This is a genomic window from Enterobacter sp. Li2LvB3 (assembly GCF_056156645.1).
Window position 1 is genome coordinate 45,631 of the sequence record NZ_JBSICG010000028.1, and the last position, 26,282, is coordinate 71,912.

23 protein-coding genes and 1 riboswitch are annotated in these 26,282 nt (G+C 46.7%); of the genes, 6 read left to right on the plus strand and 17 right to left on the minus strand.

The genetic code is table 11. The annotated features are described in order from the left end of the window. Positions 1-35 precede the first annotated feature (35 nt). Positions 36-1,145, plus strand: coding sequence for an iron-sulfur cluster carrier protein ApbC (gene apbC, locus ACS603_RS19930; RefSeq protein WP_182061727.1), 1,110 nt, complete (start codon positions 36-38; stop codon positions 1,143-1,145). 82 nt (positions 1,146-1,227) lie between these two features. Here apbC and ACS603_RS19935 read toward each other — a convergent pair whose 3' ends face one another. Next, positions 1,228-1,683, minus strand: coding sequence for a GNAT family N-acetyltransferase (locus ACS603_RS19935; protein ID WP_446493560.1), 456 nt, complete (start codon positions 1,681-1,683; stop codon positions 1,228-1,230). After that, positions 1,658-1,990 (minus strand): RcnB family protein, encoded by a 333-nt coding sequence (locus ACS603_RS19940; RefSeq protein WP_182061725.1) that lies wholly within the window; start codon positions 1,988-1,990, stop codon positions 1,658-1,660. The genes ACS603_RS19935 and ACS603_RS19940 overlap by 26 nt, the downstream gene beginning before the upstream one ends. A 393-nt stretch (positions 1,991-2,383) precedes the next feature. Here ACS603_RS19940 and ACS603_RS19945 point away from each other — a divergent pair, with 393 nt between their 5' ends. Genes ACS603_RS19945 through ACS603_RS19955 form a run of 3 tightly spaced genes read left to right on the plus strand, consistent with a single transcriptional unit; the run spans position 2,384 to position 6,179 of the window. After that, positions 2,384-3,517 (plus strand): polysaccharide export protein, encoded by a 1,134-nt coding sequence (locus ACS603_RS19945; RefSeq protein ID WP_474944766.1) that lies wholly within the window; start codon positions 2,384-2,386, stop codon positions 3,515-3,517. Next, positions 3,505-3,951 carry an arsenate reductase/protein-tyrosine-phosphatase family protein gene (locus ACS603_RS19950; RefSeq protein WP_409050243.1) on the plus strand — a complete coding sequence of 149 codons (447 nt, stop codon included), beginning with the start codon at positions 3,505-3,507 and terminating at the stop codon, positions 3,949-3,951. The genes ACS603_RS19945 and ACS603_RS19950 overlap by 13 nt, the downstream gene beginning before the upstream one ends. Before the next feature lie 11 nt (positions 3,952-3,962). Next, positions 3,963-6,179, plus strand: a complete 2,217-nt coding sequence (locus ACS603_RS19955; RefSeq protein WP_474944767.1) for a polysaccharide biosynthesis tyrosine autokinase — start codon at positions 3,963-3,965, stop codon at positions 6,177-6,179. A gap of 56 nt (positions 6,180-6,235) precedes the next feature. Here the strand turns inward: ACS603_RS19955 and ACS603_RS19960 are convergent, their stop codons facing one another. The 3 genes from ACS603_RS19960 to ACS603_RS19970 form a co-directional block, all read right to left on the minus strand. Next, positions 6,236-7,702 (minus strand): pyridoxal phosphate-dependent decarboxylase family protein, encoded by a 1,467-nt coding sequence (locus tag ACS603_RS19960; protein ID WP_474944768.1) that lies wholly within the window; start codon positions 7,700-7,702, stop codon positions 6,236-6,238. Positions 7,703-7,720: 18 nt separating this feature from the next. Beyond that, on the minus strand, positions 7,721-9,097 hold the full coding sequence (locus tag ACS603_RS19965) for a diaminobutyrate--2-oxoglutarate transaminase (protein ID WP_182061721.1): 1,377 nt from the start codon (positions 9,095-9,097) through the stop codon (positions 7,721-7,723). A gap of 312 nt (positions 9,098-9,409) precedes the next feature. Next, positions 9,410-9,871 carry a hypothetical protein gene (locus ACS603_RS19970; RefSeq protein ID WP_474944769.1) on the minus strand — a complete coding sequence of 154 codons (462 nt, stop codon included), beginning with the start codon at positions 9,869-9,871 and terminating at the stop codon, positions 9,410-9,412. A 593-nt stretch (positions 9,872-10,464) separates the two neighbouring features. Then, positions 10,465-10,561, plus strand: a riboswitch (TPP riboswitch). Positions 10,562-10,627: 66 nt separating this feature from the next. On the opposite strand from ACS603_RS19970, the gene ACS603_RS19975 reads away from it, so the two are divergent. Both ACS603_RS19975 and ACS603_RS19980 read left to right on the plus strand, forming a co-directional pair. Beyond that, complete coding sequence (locus ACS603_RS19975; RefSeq protein WP_474944773.1) at positions 10,628-11,926, plus strand: tyrosine-type recombinase/integrase; 1,299 nt, start codon at positions 10,628-10,630, stop codon at positions 11,924-11,926. 167 nt (positions 11,927-12,093) lie between these two features. Beyond that, positions 12,094-12,303, plus strand: a complete 210-nt coding sequence (locus ACS603_RS19980) for a hypothetical protein (RefSeq protein WP_474944770.1) — start codon at positions 12,094-12,096, stop codon at positions 12,301-12,303. A gap of 753 nt (positions 12,304-13,056) precedes the next feature. Here ACS603_RS19980 and ACS603_RS19985 read toward each other — a convergent pair. The 12 genes from ACS603_RS19985 to ACS603_RS20040 all read right to left on the minus strand — a co-directional run bounded on the left by ACS603_RS19985 (position 13,057) and on the right by ACS603_RS20040 (position 25,770). Further along, entirely contained in the window at positions 13,057-13,602 is a 546-nt protein-coding gene (locus tag ACS603_RS19985; protein ID WP_047723527.1) for a recombinase family protein, read from the minus strand. Between the two features lie 513 nt (positions 13,603-14,115). Then, positions 14,116-14,397, minus strand: a complete 282-nt coding sequence (locus ACS603_RS19990) for a hypothetical protein (protein ID WP_047723529.1) — start codon at positions 14,395-14,397, stop codon at positions 14,116-14,118. A gap of 264 nt (positions 14,398-14,661) precedes the next feature. After that, the gene (locus ACS603_RS19995; RefSeq protein ID WP_047723533.1) at positions 14,662-16,500 is read right to left on the minus strand and encodes a hypothetical protein; all 1,839 of its coding nucleotides are present in this window, start codon (positions 16,498-16,500) and stop codon (positions 14,662-14,664) included. A gap of 20 nt (positions 16,501-16,520) precedes the next feature. After that, a complete protein-coding gene (locus ACS603_RS20000; protein WP_248047076.1) occupies positions 16,521-16,757 on the minus strand; it encodes a hypothetical protein in 237 nt (78 codons plus the stop codon). A 114-nt stretch (positions 16,758-16,871) separates the two neighbouring features. Next, positions 16,872-17,390, minus strand: coding sequence for a hypothetical protein (locus tag ACS603_RS20005; RefSeq protein ID WP_047723536.1), 519 nt, complete (start codon positions 17,388-17,390; stop codon positions 16,872-16,874). A 44-nt stretch (positions 17,391-17,434) separates the two neighbouring features. Further along, a complete protein-coding gene (locus ACS603_RS20010; protein ID WP_474944771.1) occupies positions 17,435-22,210 on the minus strand; it encodes a hypothetical protein in 4,776 nt (1,591 codons plus the stop codon). Between the two features lie 3 nt (positions 22,211-22,213). Beyond that, positions 22,214-22,585 carry a hypothetical protein gene (locus ACS603_RS20015; RefSeq protein ID WP_047723539.1) on the minus strand — a complete coding sequence of 124 codons (372 nt, stop codon included), beginning with the start codon at positions 22,583-22,585 and terminating at the stop codon, positions 22,214-22,216. 223 nt (positions 22,586-22,808) lie between these two features. Then, positions 22,809-23,192: a hypothetical protein gene (locus ACS603_RS20020; protein ID WP_047723541.1), complete on the minus strand. Its 384-nt coding sequence runs from the start codon at positions 23,190-23,192 to the stop codon at positions 22,809-22,811. 28 nt (positions 23,193-23,220) lie between these two features. Further along, positions 23,221-23,802, minus strand: a complete 582-nt coding sequence (locus tag ACS603_RS20025; RefSeq protein ID WP_474944772.1) for a hypothetical protein — start codon at positions 23,800-23,802, stop codon at positions 23,221-23,223. 41 nt (positions 23,803-23,843) lie between these two features. Continuing rightward, positions 23,844-24,128, minus strand: a complete 285-nt coding sequence (locus ACS603_RS20030) for a hypothetical protein (protein ID WP_131701688.1) — start codon at positions 24,126-24,128, stop codon at positions 23,844-23,846. A gap of 275 nt (positions 24,129-24,403) precedes the next feature. Beyond that, positions 24,404-24,640 carry a recombinase family protein gene (locus tag ACS603_RS20035; RefSeq protein WP_165469822.1) on the minus strand — a complete coding sequence of 79 codons (237 nt, stop codon included), beginning with the start codon at positions 24,638-24,640 and terminating at the stop codon, positions 24,404-24,406. Between the two features lie 299 nt (positions 24,641-24,939). Then, on the minus strand, positions 24,940-25,770 hold the full coding sequence (locus ACS603_RS20040; protein WP_047723548.1) for a hypothetical protein: 831 nt from the start codon (positions 25,768-25,770) through the stop codon (positions 24,940-24,942). Positions 25,771-26,282: the final 512 nt, after the last annotated feature.

Here is a 26,282-nt window from a genome sequence, read left to right on the forward strand (position 1 = left end):
ACTAAGGTCTTATTCACAAGAACAAAGGAGTCGGGATGAGTTCGCAATCCCAGGCCAAATCACCGGAAGTCTTACGCGCAATGGTTGCCGGGATCCTGGCTAATTTTCAGCATCCAACCCTGAAGCACAATCTCACTACGCTGAAAGCGCTGCATCATGTCGCCTGGCTGGATGAAACGCTGCACATTGAACTGCAAATGCCGTTCGTGTTCACCAGCGCCTTTGATGCGTTAAAAGAGGAGTGCAGCTCTGATCTGCTGCGCATCACCGGGGCGAAAGCCATTGACTGGAAGTTGACCCACAACATCGCCACGCTTAAGCGGGTGAAAAACCATCCGGGTGTGAACGGCGTGAAGAATATCATCGCGGTCAGCTCCGGTAAGGGTGGGGTGGGTAAATCCTCCACGGCGGTAAACCTGGCGCTGGCGCTGGCTGCCGAAGGGGCAAAAGTGGGTATTCTGGATGCTGATATCTACGGCCCGTCGATTCCCAACATGCTGGGCGCAGAAAACCAACGTCCAACTTCGCCAGATGGTACGCACATGGCGCCTATCATGGCGCATGGCCTGGCAACTAACTCGATTGGCTATCTGGTAACAGACGATAACGCGATGGTCTGGCGTGGCCCGATGGCCAGTAAAGCGCTGATGCAGATGTTGCAGGAAACGATGTGGCCCGATCTGGATTACCTGGTTCTGGATATGCCGCCGGGTACGGGTGACATTCAGCTCACTCTGGCGCAGAACATTCCGGTTACTGGTGCCGTTGTGGTGACCACGCCGCAGGATATCGCGCTGATTGATGCCAAAAAAGGGATCGTCATGTTCGAGAAAGTGGACGTACCGGTGCTCGGTATTGTCGAGAACATGAGTATGCATATTTGCAGCAACTGCGGACATCATGAGCCAATCTTTGGCACCGGTGGCGCAGAGAAACTGGCTGAGCAGTATCACACCCAGTTACTCGGCCAGATGCCGCTGCACATTACGCTGCGTGAAGATCTGGACAGCGGTAAACCGACGGTTGTGAGCCGCCCTGAAAGTGAGTTCGCTGATATGTATCGCCAGCTTGCGGGCCGCGTTGCCGCGCAGCTCTACTGGCAGGGTGAAGTCATTCCGGGTGAAATCGCGTTCCGCGCGGTGTAATTTCTTTGCTTTAGTGCCAGGTGGCGCTTCGCTTACCCGGCTCATCACGTAGGTCGGGTAAGGCGAAGCCGCCACCCGACTTTTAACGCAATCGGTAATGCATCAAATAATACTCTCCGTCCGGAGAATCTCCCGATGCCTCGATATGCCAGCCGTGGCGCTGGTAAAAGACGACGGCCCGTTTATTTTTCACCAGACACTTTAATGCCCCGGTACTGGTAAACGTCTTTTGCGCCTGTTCCAGTAGTAATCGTCCCACGCCCAGACTCTGGTACTGCGGGTCGACAAACAGGTTGTGCAGAAAGTTATCGGTAATCCAGATGGATGCAAAACCCAGGCGATGGCCGTCTTGCACAGCGACCCAAATCTCTTCGTCGCGGGTTGCTGCGTCAAAGTCTTCAGGTTGCCATTGCGAACTGTTTAACCACGGCCAGGCATCACGGCGCGCGTGTAGGTAGAGCGTGCGCAGGAAAGGACGGTCGCTTTCCTGCCACGGGCGGATCGTTATTGAATCAGCGGTGATAGAAAATATCTCCATTGTACGCTTTATAGATTTTGCCATCGGCATCACCGATCAGAACGTAATTCTCGCCCATATAGGTCCAGTGCGTGCCCGCATCCGGTGCTGGAAGGTTACGCAGTTGATACTGTTTGATGGTGTATTCCGGTGTCTGGTACAGCGCAGGCGCCGTGTCACCGATCTTGAATTTCGTGAAATCGGCAATGAACTCTTGTTCTGCGTATGCCTGGATGCCCGCAGGGGCTGCCGCCGCCTCTGGCGCGGAAAACGCGATACCTGCAACTGACATCAACGCGCCCAGAAGCAGTAATTTACCTTTCGACATTGTTTCTCCGATGTTTCATTTAGCGATAATCTGGCCTGTGGTTCCGTGACCAGCCAGAAACAGTGTATCTTATGACTGGCAGTGTGGCTCGTTTGGGAAAAAATGTAACAAATGGTTGTGTCTTGTCTTTATCAGAAAGAGCGATGTGATAGCGCTGGCTATCGGACGAGCGAACACTCCACTCTCGCTGTAATAGTCTGTTAATTTCTATTACCTGCCTGTTTTTTTGGATAGTTTTTCGGGTCGCTTTCTGAATTTCTATTATTGTTGGGCGCAATTCTTGTATTAGCACACCCTCTAACTTAGGATGCAGACTTTATCACTCGCTGATATTTAATATTTATTTCCTAAATATTTCAGGCGATTAACCCATGCCTATCATCAATATAAAAAATGAAATTAATAAGAATTCCCTTGCTTATATCGGCCATTTTTATCGCGGGCTGCCAGATGGCACCTGGGCAGTATTTAAATACATTCGGAAAAAATAAGCCCCCGGTTATTGACGAAGAATTTGATCTGAATAAAAGAGTCGATATTTATCCTCTTACGCCTTCAGTTATTGAAAACCTGCGCACTGCGCCACTGAAATCCCAGACTAATCCTGGACTGGACGAACAACTAAAGCGGTGGGAATACCGTATCGGTCCGGGGGATGTACTGATGATTACCGTCTGGGATCACCCTGAGTTGACCACACCTGCCGGGCAATACCGTAGTGCCAGCGATACCGGAAATTGGGTTGGGGCAGACGGGACGCTGTTTTATCCGTATGTGGGGAAAATATCAGTAGCAGGCAAAACGATAGCGGAGGTGCGCGACAGTATTACTGCGCGCCTGGAACAGGTGATTGAAAGCCCGCAGGTGGATGTCAGCATTGCCGCTTTCCGCTCGCAAAAAGCCTATGTCACCGGCGAAGTGGTGAAATCAGGGCAGCAGCCGATCACCAACATCCCACTGACCGTGATGGACGCGGTGAACGCAGCTGGCGGCCTGTCTGCAGATGCTGACTGGCGTCACGTGGTGTTAACCCATGAGGGTAAAGATGTACCCATTTCGCTCTATGCGCTTATGCAGCATGGCGATTTAACACAGAATCATCTGTTATTGCCGGGCGATATTCTGTTTATTCCGCGTAATGATGCCCTGAAGGTCTTTGTCATGGGGGAGGTGGTTAAACAGAGCACCCTCAAAATGGATCGCAGTGGCATGACCCTTGCCGAGGCGTTGGGAAATGCCGGTGGGCTAAATCTGAATATGGCGGATGCCAGTGGGATCTTTGTTATTCGTTCCGTGTTGCGTAGCAGCGACAAAGAGAAAATAGCCAGGGTGTACCAGCTGAACGCGCGGGATGCTTCAGCCATGGTTCTGAGTGCTGAATTTCAGCTGGAGCCCTACGATATTGTCTATGTCACCACTGCTCCACTTTCGCGCTGGAATCGCATCGTCAGCCAGCTGGTACCAACGATTAGCGGTATTCACGACCTGACCGAAACGGTCCGCTATATCAAGTCGTGGCCACAATGATTATCCAGTCAATATTGGTTGTGTGCACTGGCAATATCTGCCGCTCCCCGACAGGGGAGCGTCTGCTGCAAAAATACCTTCCCCTTATCCGCATTGAATCCGCAGGAATTAATGGTCTTGAAGGACAGCCTGCCGACTGCTGCGCAGCAGATACGATCCTTCAGTACGGTGTTTCGCTGCAGGGACATGTGGCGCGTAAATTGACGCACGCGATGATGCGCCAGTCTGACTTGATCCTGGTGATGGAGAGCCGGCAATTAAATTATATCTCAGCGATTGCCCCCGAGATGCGAGGCAAAAGCCTGCTGTTTGGACGGTGGCTTGATAACAAAGAAATACCCGATCCGTACTGTAAAAGTCCGGATGCATTTGAATACGTTTTTGACCTGCTGGTCAGGGCAAGTCAGGAGTGGGCCAGACGGCTCAACAGGTAAAGGATTAACCTATGTTATCGAAAAATGAGTATGCCTACGGCGAATCTACTGAGATTCAGCAGCTGGATATGGGGCGTCTTTTCGCCGAACTGTTTGACCATCGGCTGCGCATTATTTTCGTCACCCTTTGCTTTGCATTTTTTGGGGGGATGTACACGCTGTTTGCAACGCCGCAGTACAGTGCTGATGCCCTGATCCAGATTGAGGACAAACAACAAAACAGCCTGCTGAAGTCCCTTAACCAGCTGACGCCGGGTTATACGCCAGACTCAATGGCGGAAATACAGCTGCTCAAATCGCGCATGATCCTCGGAAAAACCATCGATGATCTCGGTTTACGTTATCAGGTCATTCAGTCACGACTCCCGATTCTGGGGGCCGGTTGGGCCAGGCTTACCGGTGAAAAACCGGGCGCGCTGAGCCTGACATTCCTGCAATTCCCGGCTCAGCAAGCCGGTGACAAAAACCTGACTGTCATTGCCGAAGGTCAAAACCGTTTTCGGGTGGAAGCTGTGGGGATCCGCGCTCAGGGAAAAACAGGACAACTGCTGAAAATGGCAGGCGTATCGCTGCTGGTCAGCGAACTAGACGCCCCGGTGGGCACGCGTTTTCAGGTAAAACAGCGTTCTTTGCCGCAAACCATCAATGATTTGACCACGCGTTTTAACGTAAAAGAGATGGGAAAAGACAGCGGCATTCTGAGCCTGAGCCTGACGGGCGCTAGCCCGGAGCTTATCACCCGGACACTGAAAAGCATTGCCGATAACTATCTTCAGCAGAACATCGCCCGCCAGGCTGCCCAGGATTCGCAAAGTCTGGATTTCCTGCAGCGGCAGCTGCCCAGCGTGCGGGCCGATCTGGAACAGGCAGAAAAACGCCTGAATACTTATCGCCAGCAACGTGACTCGGTTGACCTGAGTCTTGAGGCGAAATCTGTGCTCGAGCAAATAGTGAATGTGGATAATCAGCTCAATGAACTGACATTTCGCGAGGCGGAAATCTCGCAGCACTTCAAGAAAGATCACCCAAGCTACCGCGCCCTGCGCGAGAAACGGCACACGCTGGAGAATGAACGCGCAAGGCTGAGCCAGCGTGTCTCGGGAATGCCCTCAATGCAGCAAGAGATATTGCGTCTTAGCCGTGATGTCGATTCAGGCCGGGCTATCTATCAGCAACTGTTGACCCGCCAGCAGGAGCTGAATATCTCCCGCTCAAGTACGATAGGTAATGTGCGCATTATCGATGAGCCGCTTATGTCTCCTGAACCTGTTCAGCCGCGTAAGTTATTGATTGTTCTTCTCTCAACGCTGATAGGCCTGATTCTGTCTGCCGGTTCGGTCATGGTGAAAGCCGCCTTTAAGAAAGGGATAGATACCCCGGAACTGCTGGAAGCCCACGGTATGAACGTCTATGCCACGCTGCCCCGTTCATCCTGGCTGAGAGATAAAACCCGGATCCCGAAAGTGCATTTCTTTGGCGCTGCCGAGAAACACAAAACCACTAACGTACCCTTTTTACCCATCGACAGACCGCTGGATATTTTCGTCGAGGCAGTGCGTGGGCTGCGAACCAGCCTGCACTTTGCGATGATGGAGGCTGAAAACAAGATTCTGATGTTCAGTGGGCCGACGCAAAACTGCGGCAAGACGCTGGTCAGTACCACCCTGGCGGCACTGGTGGCTCAGGTGGGGGAGAGGGTATTACTGGTGGATGCCGACATGCGTAAGGGCTACGTTCACAACATTTTTCCGCTGAGAAATGATTCGGGGTTATCCGACGTTCTTTCCGGGAAAGTGTCATTCCAGCAGGCAATCCAGACTTATGAAACCGCGAATTTTGATGTAGTGACTTGCGGGCAGATCCCGCCAAATCCCGCGGAATTGCTGATGCACGATCGCTTCCGCAAATTTATACAGTGGGCCAGTGAACGCTATGACATGGTGATTATTGATACGCCGCCTATCCTGGCAGTGACGGATGCCGCACTGGTTGGAAGCCTTGCTGCATCGACACTATTGGTGGCGCGTTATAACGTCACCAGTGTGAAAGAGATGCTTGCCTGTACGCGGCGACTGCAAAAAATGAACGTGAATATTAAGGGCGTTATCGTCAATGACGTGGTGAGATCGGCAGTGAGTTATTACAGTGCAGGCTACAATCTGCAAGGCGATGATTATGAGAAGGTTGCTCTCGCGAAAGGGAAGAAGAAACGCAGGGCGGGAAACTGATAAACGGTGAGGGAGAACAAACGGGTGCGGGCGAATGCTCGCACCCGTTAGGGATATTACTTCGCCAGAACTTCCTGCGCAGTACGCTCAACCAGAGACAGCAGGATTTTGATGTCCTCCAGCGTCACGGTTGGGTTCAGCAGCGTCAGCTTCAGGCAGGTGATACCGTTATGCTCGGTGACACCGACGTTGGCACGGCCGGATTCCAGCAGTGCATCGCCGATTTTCTGGTTCAGCAGCGCGATGCCCGCATCATCCATCTGCATTTGCGGACGGAAGCGGAACAGCACGCTTGCCAGTTGAGGTTGCATCACCAGTTCAAGAGCTGACTGCTCTTTCACATAGGCAGCAACCTGCTGTGCCAGGGTCACACCGTGATCGATGATAGCAGCGTACTGCTCCTGACCCAGTGCTTCCAGGCTCATCCACAATTTAAGCGCATCGAAACGACGCGTGGTTTGCAGAGACTTGGATACCAGGTTAGGCACGCCAGCTTCTTCGTCGAACTCAGAGTTCAGGTACGCAGCCTGATAGCGCATCAGCTCATAGTGACGCGCTTCTTTCAGCAGGAACGCGCCGCAGCTGATGGTCTGGAAGAACTGTTTGTGGAAGTCCAGGGTAATGGAATCCACCAGCTCGATACCGTCCAGATAGTGGCGATACTGCTCAGACATCAGCAATGCGCCGCCCCAGGCCGCATCAACGTGTACCCAGATATTCTGCTTCGTCGCCAGCTCAGCAATCGCACGCAGCGGATCGATAGCACCGGCATCGGTAGTACCTGCTGTCGCGACAATCGCCAGGATCTGTTCGCCGTTGGCATTACACTGCTCAATTTTCGCCGCCAGATCGGTCAGATCCATGCGGGAGAATTCGTCAGTTTTCACCTGTACCACGGACTGGTAACCCAGGCCCATCAACGCCATGTTTTTCTGCACGGAGAAGTGCGCGTTTTCGGAGCACAGCACACGAATTTTACGCAGATCGCCAACCAGACCGTCCTGCTGGACAGAGTGGCCCAGACGCGCAAAGAACGCATCACGTGCCAGCATCAGCCCCATCAGGTTGCTCTGGGTGCCGCCGCTGGTGAAGACACCTGCGTCGCCAGCCTGATAACCCACGCGGGTACGCAGCCATTCAATCAGTTTGATTTCGATAATGGTTGCGGACGGGCTTTGATCCCAGGAGTCCATACTCTGGTTAGTTGCGTTAATCAGCACTTCCGCGGCCTGGCTTACCACCAGGCTTGGGCAATGCAGGTGCGCAACACACTGCGGGTGATGAACGGACAAACTGTCTTTCAGGAAGAACTCAACGGCGCGTTCAATCGCCGCGTCGTTGCCCAGCCCCTTCGGGTTGAAATCCAGCTTAATACGGTCGCGCAGTTCTGCGACCGTTTTGCCCTGGTACATCTCAGGCTGTTTCAGCCACTGCATCACAGCCTGAGTGCTTTGTTCAATCGCCTGCTGGTAAGCTTCAATGCTCTGTGCAGAGGAGAACAAAATTGGGTTTGAATCAGACATCGTAATCAATAACTCCGGTTACGCCGGGCGAACGCCCGCAGCAAGCAGTGCCTGCTCGAATTTATCCAGGAAGATCTTCAGCTCTTCATCGCTGATCAGCAGAGAAGGCAGCAGACGCAGCACAATGCCGTTACGACCGCCACGTTCCAGAATCAGACCAGCTTCGAAGCACTTCTTCTGAATCAGCGCAGACAGCTCGCCATCGCCCGGGTAGCAACCCATGTGGTCAGCCGCTTCGTGTGGCTTAACGATCTCGATACCGATCATCATGCCCAGACCACGAATATGACCGATTACCGGATAACGTTTTTGCAGCTCAGCCAGCTGTGCTTTCAGCCATTCGCCTTGTGCAGCCACTTTGCCTGCGATGTTCTGGTCTTTGAGGATTTTCAGCGTCGTCAGACCGGTTGCCATCGCCAGCTGGTTGCCGCGGAAAGTACCGGTGTGGTGACCTGGTGCCCATGCATCGAACTGCTTTTTGATACCGAGCACGGCCAGTGGCAGACCGCCACCAACAGCTTTGGACATCACGATGATATCTGGCTCGATACCTGCGTGTTCGAAGGCGAAGAATTTACCTGTACGGGCAAAGCCTGCCTGAACTTCGTCGAGGATCAGCAGAATGCCGTGTTCCTGAGTCACTTTACGGATGCGCTGCAACCACTCAGCCGGAGCCGGGTTCACGCCGCCTTCGCCCTGAACCGCTTCCAGAATAACGGCAGCAGGTTTGCGCACGCCGCTTTCTACGTCGTTGATCAGGTTATCGAAGTAGTAGGTCAGCGCTTTCACGCCCGCTTCACCGCCGATACCCAGTGGGCAACGGTACTGATGTGGGTAAGGCATGAACTGAACTTCTGGCATCATGCCGTCAACCGCTTCTTTCGGAGACAGGTTGCCGGTCACGGACAGTGCGCCGTGAGTCATACCGTGGTAGCCACCAGAGAAGCTGATGATACCGCTACGGCCGGTAACTTTTTTCGCCAGTTTCAGTGCTGCTTCAACAGCATCAGCACCAGATGGGCCGGTGAATTGCAGGCAATACTCTTTGCCCTGACCAGGCAGCAGAGACAGCAGATATTCGGAGAACGCGTCTTTCAACGGCGTAGTCAGATCCAATGTATGTAACGGCAAGCCGCTGGTAATGACATTTTGGATGCTTTTCAGCACATCAGGGTGGTTATGGCCAAGCGCAAGGGTGCCTGCGCCTGCTAAACAGTCAAGGTATTCTTTATTATCTGCATCGGTGATCCACACGCCGTCTGCTTTAGTGATAGCTAAAGGCAGCTTGCGCGGATAACTCCTGACGTTAGATTCAAACTCGGCCTGACGGGCCAGATAGGTTTCGTTGCTTTTATGGGCATCTACGGTGTCAATACGGACTTTATCCGTCATCATATCACTCCTACAACCGCCGCTTCGTTATGAGCCACGATTGAATAAAAAGTTAAAAAACAGATGGGGCCTGAAAAAAACGCCGCCAATATAGAGCCTTTTGCCACGGGGCTCAATGGTTAATTTGTTTACTGTTTTGTTACATGGCGCTCAGGGGGAGGAATATCTTCGTTTTGAGAATGAAAGTAGTGAGTTCCGGGTAATAAAAACAGCACGTTACGCTGACTTCGCTGTGACCGTAAAAGTCGGGGGGAGAGTGTTACAAATCGTGCCTTTTTTTGCTGGAAAAGGAGGCTTATTGCCTCCTCCGCTTCGTTATTTCTGTGTCACCTGTAAAAGTCCGTGCTCGCGTCCTTTGGCTTTATTCCAGGATGCATCCGTAATACCGTTCTCATCAAGGCTAATGGATATAACAAATCCGTTACCATGTATTTCATAAAAATTTGCATTTAAGCGTTTAACGGTCGCTTTTTTGCCATTAACCGTTGCGCTAAAAAAGCCGTTCGAAATGGTGGCATTAAGTCCGTTCGATGAGAACGAGGCTTCACGCATGGGATCGTGGATCTTGGCTTCTTGTGCATGTTGTACCGCTGCTGCGGCATTTTCCATCGCTTGCTTTTCAGCCGCTGCGTTTACCGCTGCCGTACGGTTTTGCTCGGCAAGGTAGCAGGTATCGCGGCTGATGCCCTGCGCTTCGCATTTCGCCATCCGATCCGCCTGGGTTGTACAACCTGCCAGCGTTGAAAGGGCCACGGCTATCATCACTAATTTTTTCATTATATGACCTTGATTATTGAAAACGACACAGAGTCAATTCGTTTATTTACCTGACAACTATAAGCACTGGTTTATTTGCGTAAAATAAATCATGCCAATAAAAATGCCCGTCGCGACCAGGCACAAAGAAACTATTGCGCTATATATAATTAATTTCATCGAACAGTATCAATATGGCGATTAAGGAATATCGTAAATGTTATGAATTTTCGTAGAGCTTATTTTAGTATGCGTTTCTTTAGTAGCGACACTGGTTACGGAGGACAACTATCCAATATCAGGACTGACATCATTTTGATGTAGATCACATTTGATACTATTAGATAAGCCCATGACTATATGAATATTATTGTTGTAATTTATTGTTTTTAATGGATATTTATGAGTGGTGTACAAGCGGGGTAAATCCGGCTGAGCGTTTAATTACTCATAAATCAATAACATTAAATGTATGCATTTAAAAATAGTTGCGGCAAAAAATAATGGATAAAAATTTGATTGTTTAGCGTGGGTATCGCTGGGGATGTTGAAAGGGGCAGGGCTTGCTATTGCGTGCAGCTTACCTTAGTCTGCCTCTGTTACATTATTTTGTGTAATTTGACTCGGGGTGCCCTTCTTCGATGAAGGCTGAGAAATACCCGTATTACCTGATCTGGATAATGCCAGCGTAGGGCGTTAATTATTTAGATATTTCAATTGGTTAAACGTTCTTCTGTCTACTTGCTTTTCATCACTGAGACAGAGGCTGTGTTAATTTTGATTACTAAACGCATTCGTTACACCTTCCTCCGCGATTCCATTTACTACGTCCAATTCTGTTTGCCAGATGGCAAAATGTTTAGACGTTCCCTTGGTACGGATAGCCATAAGGAAGCCAATACATTGATGATAGCTTTAATGCCTTTCGTGCTTAATGTGAAAGCGGGGGTATGTCCCCCGGAAAAGCTATCTAGCCAGATTGAAGAACTCACCCAGACCAGAATGCTCTATAGGGGTGCAAGAGTTTCACCTGATTTGTATACAAAGCCCACCATCACCGCACCAATCAATAATGTGGATGTAATTACCGTGGATAGAAGCGTACTCACTTTAGGGGAGGCTTGGGGGCGGTACGTTAAGGACAAGGGGAAATCTTGGACGGCGGCAATTCATTCCGCTAATGAGCGTTACATGGAGGCGATGTTAACTGTATTAGGCGCAGAGAGGGACGTAAGAAGTATCACAAGGCAAGACATCAAACATGTTATGGAAGCTGTCACTGGCCTCCCCAAACGTGTTGTTCAGCCATACCGCTCAATGACAATAGAGCAACTCTTATCCTGTGATGACATCCCCGAGGAGCATTTGCTAGGAACTGAGGCAATCCATAAGCATCTTAAAATCTATAAATCATTGTTCAAAACATATCTCACTGAGGATAAAGGCGTTCTTTCAGTATCTCCTACTGACGGCGTAACAGCCCCTCCATCGTCTGCTAGATATGGGGCTTACACCAATAGCGAAATGAAATCTTTGGTTAGGTATGCAATCGAAGAGGCTAAACAGGATTGGCTTAAATGGATTATCTTATTGCTAGCATACACTGGAGCCAGAAGGGGAGAGCTAGCCACCCTCACCACATCCCAAGTGTGCTTTGATGATGATAGCAATCGTCACTATCTTCTAATCAAAGAAGGGAAGACAGATAACGCAGTGAGACAGGTTCCTTTGCATCAGCATCTAATTGATTTGGGGTTCTTAGAATTTGTTGCGGGGAAAGCTGATAAGCTGTTTCCAGAAGTGGCAGGAAGTAACATGGCTAAGATTGGTAAGGTGTTGTCTGATGTTAGGGACGCTTTACACATCCCATACAGGGACATCCAAAATCAACGGCGTATTGTTCACAGCTTCAGGCATAGCGTTGTCACTGCGGCCTCTGGTTGGATGAATGATATTACTCACCTTCAACAGGTAATAGGCCATGAGAAAACTGGTACGGGGATAACAAGACGATATCTCCACACCTTCCCTCTATCGGTTGTATGCCATATCATTGATGGACTTGACTGGCTGTAAGGTAAAGTTTGAACCAGCTCTCAAAGTAATAATATATCCTTTTTATGGGATGATTGCCCTTGCAAAATATTTACTAATGCCTAGTAATGATAGGTGCAAGGACGTTTTATTAATAGGGAAAGCGTTCAATTCTATTTGATAATTTATCTCAGTGGGAGTTAAATGCCATGCCTCCAAGTGACCATGAGTTAGTTAACTTTTCTCAGGAACATGAGAAAAACTATGTTTTAACCCGTATCGGTAAGCGTCACACTGAAGCAAATAGAAATACACTAAAGACCTTGGGTGATGAGTTAAAGAGTATTCTGAGAAAAACAACCGTCACTCACAAAGAGCTTTATGAATATACAAGAAAGCACTTAGGGCGTCTGGAATAAATTATAATGGGCATTCGTGCCCATTTTTATTAATAGGTTGTACTACCTGTCATAGATTTAATCACTAAAACGTAGTGAAAAATAAATTGATGATAATATATTTGGGGAGAATCCTATCTGAATATTACCTAAAACATAAATGGTGGCTAGCACCAATACAAGCTTTTGAAATATACTCATTATTAAAATCTTCTCGCGTATTAATTTTTTATCATAGGGAAGCTATTCAGATGAACTCGCATGTTAATGCGCCTGCTGTATATCTCCCCACCTCTTCAATAGCTTACCGTCTACTGGCTCCAAAAGGAAGTGACATACGTCACGGAGCCATGCAAGCTTGCTTGCGTCTGATTAACCACCAATAGAACAGACATATCTTATCTACGTCGCTCGCTCCTGCCGTAGCATCGCTAGTATATATAGCCCTGATAGACGCACTTCGTGCAATTCTCTCGCCGTAGGCATCTATAACATGCTAAATAACAGTAGGTAAAAGACATTAAATATAAGGCATACTGAATGGTATAAATGAGAGGAAACACTAGTGAAATATGGAGGTAATGAGGGGAAAGGGGTGTTATGCTTTTTTCATCCTGACTAACAATTAATGCTATCATCAAAGTCAAAAGAAACGCAGCAGAGCTGCATGACGCACGAAGGAGGAATCACCTTACGGCTCTTCCCCTCCGAACAAAGCTCTCACTCATATCATTCGCCTGTTTAGACTAAAGCACTTAACTACTACTTCCGAAATTAAATAACCCTGTTCCAATGTCTTTTAACTGTTGCTATACCTAGCCCTAATATCTCACTCACGGCTTGCTGTGTCATTCCCTCAGCCTTATAGCGCTGTACATCCCTAGTGGTGGAACCATCCCCCGGCCTCCCTTTATACACCCCTTTATCCTTAGCTAGAGCTATCCCCTCAGCTTGACGCTGATTGATAAAGCCCCTCTCAAGCTCACCTACAGCCCCAAGCATAGTAATCATAAATTTACTAACAGGGTTATTACTAAACGTCATGTTGGTATCAATGAAGAATACAGACACATCCTTCTCCAGCAGATTATCTAACAGAGTGAGAAGATCTTTTGTATTACGCGCTAGCCTGTCTACACTCTTAATGCGTACAACATCCCCAGCCACTACGTCATCCATCATCTGACGTAATGCAGGACGCTCTGTATCTTTACCTGAGAGCCTATCGGTGTAGACACGGTCACAGCCTTCAAGGGCTACAAGCTGACGCTCTATATTCTGTTCCTGCGTTGATACACGCACATAACCTACAATAGCCATACATCCCCCTTTAATTTATGTATAGATAATAGCATGGTATCACTAGGGTGTACTCAGGTGATGCTAAAATAAATATATTGACAGAAGAGGAGTGAGTTGATCTATTAAAGGGTTATCATGAAGGAGAGGAGGGGGTAGATAAAATTGGGAGAGGTCTGCTGGAGGGGTAATAAGGGGGGTATACCGGGGGTGACTTCTATGCATAATGCCCCTCAAATTTATCTAGCAAAAATTCTGACGTGTCCAAGCTTGATTATTACATAGCTAGTATGAGGACAGCTATGCGATAGATACAAAAAAGCCCCCATACACAGTTGAGTATATGAGGGCGTGATAAGACTTTCTAGTTATTCTTTCTCATTATATTTATTACGGAGTTTATCTATAAAATCCTGCCTGCTCTTCTCTCTGCGTTTCTTTCTGGCTTTGAAATAGTGATGATATATATAACCAGTTATAGAAACGATAAAGGAGATAGAAATAGCTACAGCTTCTATAGTGAGGCGCATAGTTTTACATCCTTATAATTTTTGCCTCCAACGCTTCAATGCGTTGAGTTAATAATCGTATGGTGGAGATTAAAGTGGATACAGGCATATCAGCGATTTGTGCGCCATAAGGTATTACGGCATTCATTAGCGCTTGCCCGTTGCAATCTAATGGATAGTGTAACGTGGAGCGTTCAGCTAAAAGAGAGTTAACTGTTGACTCAATCTTTTCAAAGTTGGTGTTTATTGCCCCAATCATTGAAGATTGATTTGCCATGTTACCTATTGCAGAAAGTTTAATGCTCATTAATTATTTGTCCTTAAAAGGAATTGCACAGACATAAGATTTCCATCTTCATCATAAGTAGGAAGGATTAGCTCAGACTGTATTAATTTGTTAGTGTAATTGATAAACGCCGATTTAGAACTAAAGCCCATATAGGTAAGCTCCAATTGATTATTAGCGTCCAGTGTTCCCTTCCCCTGTAAGCGTAAAGCATATTTGTACAAGTGCCCATCCCTAGGCACGTTATGAGATATAAAGATATTAGTAAGATCTTTATGCGTAAGCTTATCTGCCATTAACTGCACTACCATCTACAGGAGACTCTTTAACACCAAACATCTCAGCTTCACTCATCTTGAAATATTTGGTGTAATCGTTGCTACCATCTAAATGCGCGCGCATCATAACGCTTTTGTTAATAACAGGGGCAAGCTTGCGCTGTAATTCCCCCGCCTTAGCACGAACACCAGCGTTATTCTCATAACCCTTAGCCGGACGGAATTCAATAGTGTTCCCGCTCCAGATATAAACAAGAGTATCACCTGCTGGCTTGCTGTTCTCTACAGGCATTTGAACCATGCCATAGTTTTTAACTTGCTGAGGGAAACCAACAATAGCTTTACCCTGTTCCCATTCCTTCTGTACGGCTGGGACAAGCTTCTCTAGATAGTTTACGGATACAACGTTCTTAACACTCTCTAGATTGCTCTGGTCAATCTTGCCGCCCATCTTCTGGTAAGTTAGGAAAGCGGGGTCTGCCATATAGTCAACCACTTCATTATAATCTTTAGGGTTGCTATGAGCACCAGAGAAGCTACCTACACCGCGTAAGAGTTGGTTAACATGAGTTTCTAAATCTGCCATAGTCCCTTTAGGGTCATTAATGGAGGGGTTCTTAGCGGCTAGGTTATTAGTTACATCTTTCAGCGTACCTGTGTAGTTTTTGGTATCTGCTTTAGTCTCGGGGTCATCGTCCAGGGGGTTAGCTGGGGTGCGGTTCTTATCGCCATTACGCTTTAAGAATTGCTCCATAGCTTTACCGTATTGACCAATAATAGATGGGTCATTAATACCCTGCATAAATTTGCTCTGAGTAATGATGTTTGCCATTAATGGGTCTGACATATACGGCAATGCAGATTTAGCTTCTAAACCGTCTAACTGAGTCTTAAGAGTATCAGCGGTAATTTGTCCAGAGAGAAACTTATTACGTGCGTCAATAGAATCAAAAATTGGTTTAGCAATGCTATCGGCAAAGTCTCCACCTGTAGCACCCCGGATTCCTTGCATCTGTCCCATCAGCTTATCTTTAAGGGAATTACTCTCAGCAAGAGCTTGAGCATTATCAATCTGACCAGCTTCTAAACGCTTCTGAATGTCATTAAGCTGCGTCTGAGTGTGCTGGAATGCGTTATTCCCAAAGTCTGCCAGAGACTGCTGCGCATACATCTTATTCTTCTTAATCTGCAAGTCTGCTGCTGCGTTAGCACGACTTACACGAGAGGCTGCAATAGATTCCTGTGACGCTTGCATACTTAACTTCTGCTGCTGAATTCCTAATTGCTTAGAGTAGAAATTCATTTCCGCAAGTTGCTGCTGACGCTGCTGATAAAGGTTAAGTCCCTTCTCCTGTTCTTCCTGAGACATACCTTGCGTAATAAAACCATCTGCCGTAGCTGCTTTGGTATCTGCTACGATTTGCTGGTCTACTGCTGTACCTTCTGCTAGCGTGTCGCCAATCCCTGCTGTACCTGCAAGGCTTTTGGTGAAGTCTGTAAGCTTCTCTGTAAGAGCTGGGTTGTTAGCAACAATGGAGCTGTAAAGCGCACGCTGTTGACGCTGTGCTGCTGATTGTTTCATGCTTCCTTGTTCTACCGCTGCATTCAGGGATGCCACCTTACGGGCATAATCAGAGAGAACGTTGTCCTGTAGCTTCTGAGCTGCCTCTTTCTTAGCTGCCGCTGCACCCTGAGCGAATCCACCTAACAACGTACCAAGGCTCTGAGCCACGCCAGAGGAGGCAATAGTGGTTGCTGTAGAGGGGGCTGGAGCTGTAGCCTGCTGAGGCTGTGAATTGTATTGAGCGATGCTATCGCCGCTAGTATCAAATAAACCATTAGCCATAATAATTACCTTCCTTTCTATTAATGGGAGTATTTAGATTCTGTGTAAAATAAACGCCCTTCGTCAGAGCATTTAACTAACTCAGCGGCATAAGCTAAGTTGCCCATCAAGTCACAAATGGAATCAACCTCAGCCTTATCACCCCCTGCAATAGCCACCATCAAGGCAGCATCCAGAATAGTTTTGTTTACATCTAGAATAGAAAGGGTTGTTTCGTTATCAGCATTCTCAGGGATTCGAACTAATTCATATTTCATATTATAATTTTTCTCTTGGTTGTTATTTGTTAGTGAGTGTTTTATATAGGAGGCTTCCGAGAAAGAAACTAGCGGGAGCAATTATTGGTGACGCTGAGAGGAAGAACATAATCATTAACGCATCACCTCATCACCAACGTACTCTACATCCTGTGTTAATGTATCATGACCACAGTACAAGCAAGGAATTCTACGGAAACCTGTATCCGTCTTAATTTCTTCCTTCCATTCATTAGCTGTATAGCGGTAGACGATATATACATGGGAGGAATCATAAAGCCCTTGTGAATTGCAATGGGGACATTTCCAGTTACGATACTTTTCTCTCACTGCGTCATGACGTTCTTTATCCACAGAGAGCAGAGCTAAATCAATAACCCCTTTCATTATCTCACCAGAATTGTAGGAGCCGGAGAGCTGCTTTAAGCTTTCCTCTGGGAATCCTTTAATCTTTATCTGGCGGACTACTGTATACATGTTCTTAATCTTTTCAATCACCAGTCCTTTATAAGCAAAGAGGCAATATCCTCCACGCGTTCTAAAGGTGTTTTCCTCTTCGTACTGCTTACCAAGTCTGTATTTCTTAGGGACAGCCTTAGCAGGTGGGGCTTTCGGAGCGTTGAATAAAGCCATTTATAATATCCTCGTTGTAGGACTTCCCTGTCCTTTTATTATTCTTATTCTGCTTTATCACCAGCGAGGTGTTTTGCCCATGCTTTATAATTCTGGCGTTCCTCTGGAGAGAGGTTAGGGACATCATCTAACATCTTCTGTATCTCCTCTGGCTTATCCCATCCAGCGGCTTTCATGATACGGTCAATTAAACGTGAATCCCCATCGTCCATTTTCTTCTTAAGCATGTCCATCCACATCTCACGCGCTTGTGGGTCATCCTTATAAACAGACATAGCCGTTTGTGACATTTGAGCCATATAATCAAACTCGTCTGCGCGTGTACCTTCCGCTACGAGTATTCGTGAGGTTTGGTTAAACAGCTCTTGAATATCCTCTTTACGCGTCTGGTATTTCTCAACGAGTTTTTCAGTAATAGCCCAATTCACTTGACCATCCTGCACAGGAAGACCAAAGGCAATAGCTAATGCTTCTGGTGTGGATATTTCATCAGCAACGTTAGCCCCTGTAGCGGAATATTGTTTCCTATACTCCAGAGCTAATTTAGCCTTAAGGCCATTAGAAGCGCCTGAGGAAAGGTTAGCTACATCCTTCCACACTTGCCCCCACAGCTTAGGCTCCATGTTTTCCCCAGCTGGCATTACACCCGTTAATTGTCCAACTGTACGCAGAAGGTTAGTAATGCGTGGGTTGGAACCAAACAGGAGGGAGCCAGAAGGAGACTCCGTTACCAATGACACTAGGCCATTGTTCATTGCTTTCTGTACAAACTCCACAGCACCATACGCGTTAAACGGGTTAAGTGCCCCAAAGTCAATACGGCTTGAATCACCAGAAACACCACGGATAAATCCATTTGCTGCCGCACTCAAGAGGCCTTTGGTGACGAGTTCACGCGCGAATGGGTCAGACGGTAAATCGTCCCCAAACAGGTTGTAAACATCCTCAGTGCCAAAGCCAAACAACACGGAAGCACTCACGCCCATACCTACCCGATTCTTAAGCGGGATGGCCTTATTAAACAGGAAGAGCTGCGCCAGCTTGATTGGCACCTGTAAATATTGCGTAACCACTGAAAGGGTATTCTGGTTCATAGCGAGGTTGCCGCTACGCCCAAAGTTACCTGTAAAGTTACGGGCTAAGTGAGTTACATTGTCCAGCTCTGCTTTGGTAAGCGCTTTGCCTCCCTTAGTGGCGTCAGTATAATGAGCCATAAAGGAACCAGCTTGAACCATGTATTCACCTGCATCAAAACCAATCTTACGCGAGCCAGCAGTAATAGCACGTCCCGCTGTGACGGGGGCTTTTAATGCTTTCTTTAGCTTGCTGTCTCTTACCGCTTTCATAGAGCGGATAGATGAATCTGCGGTGGAATCAACTAAGCCTTTCGCAAGGTCATGCTTGCTAATGCCTTTCGTAAGCCCGCTCTCATCAAGAACTTTCATCATTGCTTTCCATTCTTCTTTGCTGCGTCCAAAGGTTTTGTAAACAGCTTCTGGAAGATCACGTCCGGCAGATAGATGATGAGTGATGAGGAGGACATTATCCCCAATCAAGCGCGGAGCGTATGACGGGAACCGGGTAGCTAACAGAATATTCTGAGAGCTTTGCAACACTAATTGACGGAGAGGGGCAAGGGCAATCATCAGGTTAAACGAAACGCGTTTAGGAATATTAGACGGAGTAGCTTCTGAACCTTTGCGAGCAATCTGCTCCAGCTTACCAAAGCCTTTCTCACCTAACATTTCAGCGACGTTATTAACAACAGCTTTATAACCATCATCAATCAAATTAGTGTAGCCATTTTCCATTGCTCGAATATATTCAAATGTAGCCCTTGCATCAGCTGCATCTTTAGACGTTCCTTTAATCTCAGATACATTTGATGGGTATTGAATGCGTCCATCCTTTTTAGGGAGAACATCTGAATAAGTGGCAATGAGGCGACGCTTGGAGGTTTCCAGCCAATCCCGATAAGAAATACGGCTACTAACAGCGTTAATGCTGTTAAGCATGGATTCACCCGGAGACTCAATGTGTACGGCATCTGTCTCAAAGTTGCTTCCAAGGGAGTCTTCCAGACGCTTACCGCGGATACGCTGAGAGCTTAGGCCGCTAGCTGTATGAAGCTGCGTATTAGCTTTCTCGTATTCCTCGCCTTTCAGGTTATTACGGAAACGATATTCTCCCCCATTGGTAGCTGTATAACGCCCGATAGCCTTTTGCGCAGAAGGGATATCTGGGGCAGTTGCTACAGTCTTCCAGATTTCATTACCGTTACTGTCTTTGAGAGGTGCGCCGTTCTCATCAACAAGTTTACGCTCAATGAAATGCGGGTCTTTGTATCGTACCGCGTAATAGCCATGACGGTAAGACAGCACTGGCTCACCTGCACTTAATGCACGGATGTAACCAGAATTAGGTGCGTTGTGGTTAATTACATATTGAATAGGCATACCATCAATATTCATGACATCAGCAGTTTCAGCCACAGAAGCATTACGTGAATACATTTCTGTGATTTCCTGCTTAGATAAAGTTCTTACCTCATCCGTTACAGGGTCATAAGCTTTAATATCCCCCGCCACTTGGTTACGTGGGAGGGGCTTAGCCACCACATCAAAGCCGCTCTCTTTATGTGTCAGCTTCCCATAGCCACGGTTTTTATAACTCTTAACCATATCGGCATTGGTGAGACTCCAGAGAGTGTCCTGTGTATTGCGGAAGGAAAGCAGACCAGCAATTTCCTCTGTATTAAAACCATCAGCGCGTAATCCCGCCTCTGTCAGAGCTTGCCCCTTCAGGTTAGCCGCTTTAATACGTTGTTCCATTGCGAAATGGCGCTCTGCTGGGACACGCTTCATAGCCTGAATAAATGGTTTGGAAGCGTCTAATAGCTTCTGGCTTACGCTGTCAGCTTTAATATCTGCTAATACTGCCCCTTTCAGGAATTCAGGAGAGAACATAGACGCGGGGTCAATCACCGAAGATGTGAGGGAACCTTGTCCAGTTTTACCATTAGCAAATTCAAAGCGGTTAAAGACATTCAGAATATTACCTACCCCGAATTTCTCAAACTGCTCATCTCGTAAATCATTGCCATTATATTCATAGCGCTGCTTAACTTGCAGAAGGTAATCACCTTTAATCTGCGTGTTATTTCCTTTCAGGAGAGCGTCCTGTGCCTCACGTCCTACAGGAACATAGTCATCACCGCTACGCACAAGGATGGTAATGTCTTTCTCGTCTACGCCATATTTAGCTAGAGCATATTGAGCCTGATTAAATGCATCCTGTACGTTAGCCCACCCACTATCTGAGGGACCATATACAGCGGAAACATTCAAGCCACCGTCCACGCTCTCAGCAACGCTTGTCATTTCCTTGCGGGAATGCATTCCTGTAGCGTTAAGGAAGTCGTTAGTAACGTTAGCGGCTAATGCCCGTTTCTCGCGCTGGGAGATATGAGGAGCCGCTGTGTTAACGGCAATATCCAGCATATCAGGGTCAGCCATTGTAGCCATGTCACTGGTAATTTCAGGACGGCTAACTTTGCTCTTAACTCCGCCTTTCACCGCTGAAGGCTGAGGGGCTAGGTCATGGGCTAATGCTTCCTCTCGTGAGGTGCCATAAAGGTTAGAGGCCAACTCTCCAGATTCATCAGCATCAGTCATAGCGTGGAGCTGTCGAGCCTTGGACGGGTTAGCATCTTTAACAACCTGAGCTGGGGCGGTAGGCTGCACATCTGAGGCAATAAAGCGACGCTGCCAGCTACGGGCTAAATCTGTAGCCGCTGCTGCTTCTTCAACACCCTCCGCCACCTTAGCTGCTCTACCCGCTGCCTTAAACCCTTTGCTGATTGCACTACCAATGCCTGTAATATCCAGCAGGCCAAAGATGTTATCTAAATACTTATCTGAAATGGTATAAGAGCCATTAGAAACAATCTGCTGGAATGCTTCATAATTCTCTTGGTCAATGCTGTCAGGGAGGAGGATTGTCTTGCCGTCTTTATTTAACGCTGCTGCAATACTTTCCATTGCGGCCTGACGTTCTGCCAGAGGGAGATTATTAAAGGTGGATACAATCTTCTCTTTACCAGAGCCGGGGAGGAAGAAAGCCTTTAATGCCTCAGCACCTGTACCCCCTAAAGCTGTAACCTGTCCAGCAGTTTTAGCGCCAGATACCAGAGGGAGAAGATCTTCGGCAAATCCTACAGCATCAGGGAGAGCGCTTTCGTTATCCTTCTGTTGCATCGCGTTAAATTGCTTCTGCTGTTCACGCTGATACTGAAGGACATCACCAACGCCTGCCGCCCATACTCCACGTAAATTAGCTGATTCCTCTGTCTCCCCTTGAACAGGCTGGGAGGCCTCTTTGGTTGCCAATAACGCGCGTGGGTTGTACAGCGGGTTATCTTTACTGTTAATGCTCTGGATAGCTTGTGCTTTCCATTCATCTGATACAGCGGGATTGGATAGGAAGTCTGCTGTGGCTCTGCGGTATGCGTTCTGCTCTTCTACCACATACTTATCCGTTACCTGCTTCATGGTGGAGCTAGTCCCCTGATTCACCAGCTCCGTATTAATTGCTTGGTAGGTCGCCATTTGCTGCTGTGGGTCATTGGAATTAAGTAGAGCAGTAGTGGTGGCACGGCTGCGGTTGGAAGCTAGGGACGTGGCAGGAGGGGGCGTTTCTCCAATTGCGTCCACATCCTGAAAATCTTCGATAGAATAGGAAGCTGTATCTGTGAAATCGTCCAGAGAGAAATCTTGTGCTGGGGTCTGTGTTGATTGCTGCTGTTCTAAATTATCTGCCATGAATTAGCGCTCCAGTTTTACAGGGATAACGTTATAAGGGAAAGTGTTGTCAGGATAATTGACACGGTATTTAAACTTGACGCGTTCCCCATCGAATAACGAGGCTGGAACATAGGCCAATAATTCAAAGGCCATTAACCAGCCAAAGATCTCAGCCATTTCTTCTACATCAGCAATGCCCGTTTTCTTGCATACGGAAAGATAGCTAACAGAAATATCCCCGAAGCGACTACCGAGTGATGCCAGATACGCAAATACAACACGGTGATTCATAGGGAATTCAATTTTCTTTTCTTTGAATTTGAATTCATTCACAGCAAGGATAGACCAGATGCGGAAAGGGGTTGAAGCTTCTTCAAAAATTGCTTTGCTCATAAGTGTTTTCTCTCTCTTATTCTTTCACAAGCTTTGCATCTTCGTGCAATGCTTTAATAACTTTCTCAACGATATAAACATGGGAGCTTTTACCCTGTTCGTTCGCTGTCTTAATTAATAGCTCAAACATTTCTTTAGGGAATTTAAGGAACATAATAAAACCTCGCATGTTCAATTGATGATAGCATTAACAAGATGCCTCCCTTTCAGGAGGCGCTCTTAATTACTTCCCTTCGCGGAGGCTTTTAAAGAAGTCAATCCCGTCCTGCACATTGCGTAAAGGATTAGGCTTATGGGACTCTTTGCTACGTCCAGTAATAATATCCATCTGCTCTTTCTTAGTGAGGGTGTCGATACTCTCAATACCGTCTAACGGGTCAAAGTATTTCTTAGCCAGCTCTTGCTTATTTGTATGAGAAAAGAATTCCGCATGAGCCTTGGTGTTAAGGCGTCCGTATTGGTCACGCATTGGAGGCGGGGTGTCTGCTGCTGGGGCGCTTTGCTTGGTAAGTTCTGCTGCTACAGTGGCATGTGCCTCTTCTTCTGGCATACCCTTCTCAATGAGGGCGTTAACTACTTCTAAATACTGGTCTGCTGTAATAGCCATAATGGTTTCCTTTTGTTGGAATATTTAATTAGGAGAAGCTACGGATATCTACGGCTTTACGTAGAAGTTTCTTAGTTATTTTATCCCATGCACACATTTCCAAATTCTTCTCAGCAGAAATGAATTGGCAGGTCTGAGGGGAATACACTTTAAATCCAAGGCGCTTAGACAGTTCATCTTTATCAAGCTGGTAATCACTTACTTGCTCACACCATTTGTCATAGCCATTCAGTGTACGGATATCTTCGAGGAAATGTTTAAAGCAGAACCAGCGAGCGCAGACAATAACATCTTTATAGGAGGCATTCTGTTTGTAGCCACCGTATACACGGGCTAACAGGCGATTCCATAACGCGTACTCACGCTTGCTGTATGTCAGGGTTTTAGGGTCTGCACCCCAATAGCCTACGCCATAAACATCAGGCTCCATATAATCTTTAATACTTCCCGCATTGATATGGAATTGAGTTACCAGCGTTTCATACTGAGTGTTAAGGAATCGAATACGGTGCAGTGCGTTGCCGTGCTTGTCGCTTTTAACGTGACGCTCTACAACGGCAAATGCATAACCAGCTTTGTTAACAAAAATCTCAGGGAATAAATGAGGCATGATAATTTCCTTTTTTCTTATTGAGGCGTTGCGCCTTTTTATTATTTGGATGTAGAAATAAAAGCGGTAAGGAGGCTGGATAGATCGTCCAGCTCTTTTTGAGTAAACATATCGTCTGGGCTTGTCTCCCCTACAGGAGAGCAATAGCGGCGTTCATACAGGGAAGGGGGAAGACCTGTAATATATAATGCCTCTGCTATGTGGGTGATATGTTCGCTAGGGAGCGTGGGATATTTGGCTGAGAGGTGGGAGGCAATGCCAAAGGCGCTGTACACCACCGCCTCCTCTGCTGAGAGAATGCGAATACTGTTTTCATTATAATTCATAGAATGCTCATAGAAGTGTTTTGTTAGTGGGGTGGTACGCTTTGATTTCTTAAAATAGAAAAGCCCGTATACGTTGACACAGGAGTTCTAAGAGGTTATTTAGCGATGGGTGTTAGTCCACGAAAAAGTGGCTGAGATATCGTAAATTCCTTTTGCCTCTAGGACACGATAAACAAGATCACTATCCCGATATGATTTAAAGGCTTTAGGAGTGTGCTGTTTACGTGGAGAGGAGTTCTGCATTGCTTGTGTAATACCGGACGGGATTGTATGCATCAGTCTTTATACCCCAACATTTTTAGAAGGTGTTTGACAGTGCCAGCGTTAAACTCTTTACCGTGGCTTGTAAGGACGCCTTTATTATTCAACGCATTTGCAAGAGCTGTTTCTCCGTAACCATACTCCAGAAGCTCCTCAACAATAGGACGCACTTTGAAATAGTATTTCTCACGGGCTGCCGCTCTTGCTGCTGCCAGAGAATTAGAAGGGTACTGGTATTCGATAATAGACATATTTATATTCCTAATGTAATTTTCAGTAGGGCTGACACTACCAGAAGGAATAAACCCGTTTTCCAGTTCAACCATTCAAGTGTCATAATGTATATGAGTTTTTCATTTAGCTTCTTCATAAGGTGGATTGTCTTAGAAGTTATGTTAGGAACATAGCCGGACGGTTCAGGCGACCAAACCTTTACCGTCCATCACAGGGCTGGGTTAGAGCTGCTAGGCTATGTTTTATTAGGTGGGCTAAGAACATCACCACAAGGGCGAGTGATATTCTAACGTATATCCCTTATACGCTGCCCGTATTAGTATTCACTAAGGTAAGGATCGTATGGAAACTCTAGACGCATCTCATTTTCTATCTGCCTAACAGACGGAATAGCTATCCGCTCAATCATACGCTTCTGTGTGTCTGCTACTTTCTGGATATAAGCATCCGCTGCCACTGTGTTACCGGCAAGAGCCATTCTACGAATAACCATTCTGTCACCCTCTGTAAATGGGGCTGGGGCAATTACACAATTAGGAATGCATCCATATTTAGCGTTATCAGCAGCGTCCTGATTGAAATCAAATGCTGAATTCTTTTCAATGTTGCCACGTTCGATGTGATATGAAAGGCTTTCAATAACACTCTCACATTTACGCAGGAGATAACGACAATATCTTTCTCCCGGTACATCGTCCCCTTTTAATGCACGCTTAGCGGTTAACAGCGAGGAGACACTCTCAACAGATAAACGCTCTAGATGGGACAATACAAACAACAACTGATTACGGGGAATCTCTGTGTTACCGCCATCAGTGTTAAGGCGTAACGCTCCAGTAACTACATCGTCAATAACCGAGGGCAAAACAGCCACTGATTTAATGTCGGAAGTGGTAGTATATAAATCCTTACGCTCTAGGTTTTGGAAGATTGAACAGTAGGGGTTGTCAATCACTTTGGGCTTACGTCCTCTACCTGATTTAATTTCGGAAGTAGTAGTTAAAGTCTCTTTCAAAGGGAGGCCAGTTAAAGCCATCTCTACTGCGTTACTGACATTATAGTCAGGTGGTAAACATCCATACTCATATGGGTCTACTAACTCCCCTGTAGACGTGTCTACAAAGAAGCCTTCAATCGTTTTTATCATCCTTCGTTTCCTTTTTATTATTCTTATTGGAAGGCTCTTATTAGTTAGGCTACTTTTTTATTTTTTATTACTACCTATGTATTTCTAATGTACATCTAATATTTTATACCCTATATGTATATACACTCGAAAAAGTGACAATTGTTCCATTTATTTTTAAATTATTTTATAAGTGTCTGTATTCTGGATGAATTTATTTTTATTAAATTTATCCTTTAGAGGGCTTGCACATCAGTGCGTCTAATTTATGAGAGGAATGTAGGTAGGTAGGTAGGTAGGTAACGCAGGGGAGAGTCCCCCGCACCCCCTTGACGCAACAAGACTATACTCACCTGACGGTTCGTCTAGCTTGGCAAAAGAAAAGGCTACCACTTACATGATAACCCTTCTGTGTAAGACTGTTGATGATAGTATTAACCTCTCTGCGTAACTGTCAGATTGTGCAGCCACAGCTGCGTCTGTTTGGACATTAACTACTACTTCCGAAATTAAAATTATAGAAAGAGATAATC